The organism is Bradyrhizobium sp. 17, assembly GCF_023073515.1.
Taxonomy (GTDB): Bacteria; Pseudomonadota; Alphaproteobacteria; order Rhizobiales; family Xanthobacteraceae; genus Bradyrhizobium; species Bradyrhizobium canariense_D.
The window spans coordinates 1-4348 of record NZ_JADPJQ010000015.1 but is presented as its reverse complement, the minus strand read 5'-3'; the positions used below and the strand labels follow the sequence as shown (position 1 = coordinate 4348).

General features: G+C 54.0%; 4 protein-coding genes and 2 pseudogenes. 3 read left to right on the top strand and 3 right to left on the bottom strand.

Features of this window, described 5'->3' with window-relative positions:
* Positions 1-185 (top strand): annotated as a pseudogene (groEL, locus tag IVB13_RS03265) (chaperonin GroEL); the annotation flags it as partial.
* A 129-nt stretch (positions 186-314) separates the two neighbouring features.
* Here the strand turns inward: groEL and IVB13_RS03260 are convergent.
* Positions 315-524, bottom strand: a complete 210-nt coding sequence (locus IVB13_RS03260) for a hypothetical protein (protein ID WP_247487705.1) — start codon at positions 522-524, stop codon at positions 315-317.
* 121 nt (positions 525-645) lie between these two features.
* Positions 646-1059, bottom strand: a complete 414-nt coding sequence (locus IVB13_RS03255; protein ID WP_247487703.1) for a hypothetical protein — start codon at positions 1057-1059, stop codon at positions 646-648.
* An 888-nt stretch (positions 1060-1947) separates the two neighbouring features.
* Here IVB13_RS03255 and IVB13_RS03250 point away from each other — a divergent pair.
* Positions 1948-2691, top strand: a complete 744-nt coding sequence (locus IVB13_RS03250; RefSeq protein ID WP_247487701.1) for a cyclic nucleotide-binding domain-containing protein — start codon at positions 1948-1950, stop codon at positions 2689-2691.
* Between the two features lie 362 nt (positions 2692-3053).
* Here the strand turns inward: IVB13_RS03250 and IVB13_RS03245 are convergent.
* Positions 3054-3289, bottom strand: a pseudogene (locus IVB13_RS03245) (DUF3606 domain-containing protein).
* Between the two features lie 872 nt (positions 3290-4161).
* Between IVB13_RS03245 and IVB13_RS03240 the strand changes: the two are divergent.
* Positions 4162-4348 (top strand): hypothetical protein (locus tag IVB13_RS03240; protein ID WP_247487707.1); only part of this gene is annotated, 187 nt, incomplete at its 3' end.

Genomic DNA, 4348 nt, shown 5'->3' with positions numbered 1-4348 from the left:
ACGTCAACCTGATCTCGAAGGGCATCATCGACCCGACCAAGGTGGTGCGTGTGGCGATCCAGAACGCAGCTTCGGTTGCGGCCCTGCTGATCACCACGGAAGCCATGGTCGCCGAGCTGCCCAAGAAGGGCGGCGCCGGTTCGGCAATGCCTTCGGGCGGCGGCATGGGTGGTATGGATTTCTAAGTCAACGGTGCCGAGCTCAACCGTAAGAGAGGCCCGGCAGCAATGCCGGGCCTTCACGTTGGAATGCGTTCAAAAACCCGACAATAAAACTGCTGCGGCTGCACAGTTCCCCCATGCAGCAGAGACGTCCTATCGCTTTTTCTTCTTCCCAAAAATTTCGTTCCAATTGTCCTTATAGGCTTTGGATACTGCCTTCTGACCCTCGCCCATATCTTGCCTTTTCGGTGTAGCGTCCGGTTTGTTTTCAGTCTTGGTCGAAGACTCCGGCTTGGCTTCGACAACCTTGTTCTCGGCTTTCGGCGTTCTAGGCGAAGTGTCTTTGGCCTTATTAACCGACATTGTTTTTCCTTCCGTAGGGGCGACACGCCAGCAGCGGTCTGCCTATGTAAACCGATCAAAAATCTAGGAAGCCGGAGCACTGATTCTTGCAATCGGCACACCCGGGCACAGTCATCTGAGCTCACGCGGTGAGGTTTTCCGAGGTGAGATAGGTGAGGCCCCCAAAGCGCTCCACATAGGGGCAGATAACCCATGCACTTAATGCGCGGCGTTCAATTGCTCTGATAAAGCTCTTCTCAGCGATCACGTGCTCCAAAAGCCGGATAACAACCTCCAAATGCAGGACAAAATTAAACTCTTTGTCGACCATCTGGTGATCGAAAACGTTCCACACCACCCCACCATCATCAAGTAGCTGCTTGTATCGCATGAATGGACGTTCGCCGTTGTCGAACGCATCGGTAGTTCTGTGAACTCCCTTTAGATACTTCTTGTCATCCCCTTTCCGAAACGCAGTAGCGACGAAATGTTTCAACAACCACGACAATGCGTCGAAGCCACCTGAGGGTGGTTTCTTTCGGAGTTGAGCGGCCAAAACACATACCGGCACCGTGTGTTCTATATGGACCGTCTGATATTGCAGCGAGCCAATCCTCGGTCGAGGGTCGCTAATGAAGGATTGCGTCCGGAAATTAGCTCCGGCACAGGCCGCCGTAACCCGCCATGTAACCCAATTCATTGTGAAATGAGCGCAGCAGATATCCAACGGAATTCTTGGAGGAAGCTCAACTGGCCATTTACAATCGACATAATTTTCGGAATTTGTGAAAACGCTTCCAATCCGCCCGATTTGCGAACGCGACTGTCCAGTGGCGAATTAGCTCGGCCCTTTCTTTCGCTATTTTCTCGTCCAATGTCGCTACCCGATTCCGCCATAGTATTGCGCAGCCCCGCGCTTCATGTCTATGAGACTCAAACGAGATTTGTTGCTCGGACCTCAATCTAGGTAGAGCAACGCGACACCCGGACCGCGTTCGTCAGCGGCCGCAGTGCTAAATTGATCGGCTCCGCCGGACCACTTAGCGTAAATCATGAGGGGTAATTTTCTCGCTGTGTCAGCGAGCGAGGGACGGACTAGTTGGCGGCCTGACATCCTGGACCAGGGCCCCGGCAAGGCAAAGCTCAATCGACCTCCGGCTAAGTGCCAACTGCGGACCAAACGCAACAAGCCTTACGCGAGAAATGCAGCCATGCTGACCTTGTCGAGCACCCGATCCGATGAACCTTTGTAGGATTTACAAGACCGATAGTGAACAGTTTCACACGGTGCGTCCCGGGGCCGGGGCTAAGCTGAGCAAAAGTCCCGCGGGCGACAACACTTTTCGATCGTCCGCAGCAATACATGTCTTGATGAAATTTCCGACCGCTATTTTCAGGGAGCTTCTATCCGACTTTAATTACTAGTATCCGGGATACCGGACGAATGCCGACCGCTTGCGCGGAGGATGATCCGATGGGATCCAACAGTGCAGCTTCGATATCAGACCGCTTTCTTGATACAGCGGCGGACAATCTCAGGATCGCAAAGATTCTGGTTCAGATGGGTCTCGATCCGAACAACATCACCTACGACACACTACTGGACCGGCTGCTGGAAATTGTGCTGGCCAACATGACGCTTGCCAATATGCTCGCCCTGGTTGGCGCCATCTTTCTTGTCGCTACCTTGCCGATGCATACAATCGTGCCACTGCGCGTTGCGAACATGCTCGGCTGTATGTTCTTCGTTGCCTACGGCGCGCTCTCGGGAAATGTCGGGACTTTCATCCTCTATCTGCTATTGCTGCCGATCAATGCAATCCGCCTCCGCCAAATACTCAATCTGATCAAAAGAGCACGTATTGCGACGGAAGGAGATACCTCATTGGAATTGCTCAAACCGTTCATGACTGAGCGCAGATATCGCCGCGGAGAAAAATTGTTCAAGAAGAATGATGCAGCTTCCGAGATGTTTCTAACGGTCACAGGAACGTTTTTGGTCAAGGAAATCAGCGTCGAGCTTCCGCCGGGACGTCTCATGGGCGAACTCGGTTTCCTTACTCCCAATCAGCGGAGAACCGCTACCGTCGAATGCATCGAAGACGGGCAAGTGATGACCATTACTTATGAAAAACTGCTCGAGATTTTTTTCAGAATCCACAATTCGGCTATTACTGTCTTGTGCTGACCAGCCAGCGTTTGCTTGAGAACATATCGCGGCTGGAAGGAATTATCGCACAAGGAAAGGCCGCGCGGCAGACACTAGCCTCGGACAACATAGCTTAGCCCTCGGCTCTTGATGTCCGCCCGTTTGGTAACAGGACATCCGGACGCAGCGATGCTTCCGTCAGCGCACTCGTGGCGGGGCGTGCCATCGTCTTCGATGATATGGCTGGCATCCGGCTCTTCAATTCCCGCGTCAATGTCTGGCGACCTATTGCAGGCACAAGGATCACCAGCACCACATTGACAGCCAAGTTCTGCGCTCCAGGGCCCGGTCCGGGTGGTTCTCACAGACAAAGCCGATGCCGAAGCAGATGGGACAGTTGGTCATTGCATGAAAAAGCGCGCGGGCCCTGCTCCATAGATCGCAAGCATACCGCGCGCCTCGGTTACGCCGCCAGTTCTGCGAACCGCGGCGACCGAATTGCCTACCTTGTCGACGACCTTCTGCAGCTCGTCTTCGGGGCAACAAGCTGCTTGGTCCAATACTTGACCTCAACGTCTTCATGCATGTTGATCTTGCTACGGTCGCGCTGATCCCGTTTTGCGAGATTGTCGCTCATCTTCCTCCTCCATCGCCTGTAGAAGCCACTCATCGTCAAGAACGGCCAGCAGGTCATTGATCGTCTTCTCGCAGTCCCTCGGGCCGGGCTCGACATAGCGAGCCAGGATGGCTTGAGCTTCTTTTGCCGCTCGGGTTACGCGATCCGGCAGCAATCGAGGCGAGCGCCCCGCCAATAAACTGCAATCGCGGCTCGGAGGCGGTTCTTTAAATTGCGGTCGGATACTGGTTGTCCGGCGGCTCGTTGGAGACTTCCGAGTTCGTCACCGTTGCCTCCCCGTAGGGCACATCCCATATTCCAATGAGTAGCAGATTTTCGCAGCTCGCGTTGGTCAGGGTTACTGACGAAGTTCACACAGTTCTTAAGTCGCCGCTTCGACAATCGTCGGTTCTACGACGTCCGAGTTGGGCCAACATGCGAAGAACTCAACCTGAGGAAATTCAGTCCGCTACGCTTCACCGCAGCAAAATGTGTGCATAGAAGGAATGACCTTGGAGAGGCCGCATGGGCGTCAATATTGGTGATGTAATCGTCGAGCCTCACGCATCTGGGGCGCTGGCGTCAATATTGCGGGCGCGGCCTGAGAGAGTCGCAGGCCCACACGGCATCTGCATTTCGTCGGTGGCTTACGATCAAGTCGAAGGCAAGTTGAGGATTACCAACCCTCCAGGTAAGGAGTGCTCAATGAGTGGCGAACGGTGGCCGTACTTTGCCGGCGTTGCATCGATCATCTTAGCGATATTTTTCGCGTACTTGGTTGAACGAAAGTGCCAAATAGACCTTGCATTTCAGCGCTCCTTTCCATCCGCTCTGTCCGAGCTAATTATAGGAACCGAGCCGATTAGGTGTTGGTTCAGTAACTGACCGATGATGTGGAGGTCGACTTCCTCCTGGGTCGAAATGCGAAGAACTCAACCTCGGCAGATCTAGCACTACTTTGGCAGAATGTGTTTTCGCCGCTGTTTTTCAAGGATTTGCTTTCGGCAATGTGGGCACTGCTGGGGCGGCGGCCGAAGGATGAGATCGACGATGGCGTGACGTACGGCGGGCATAGTCGGT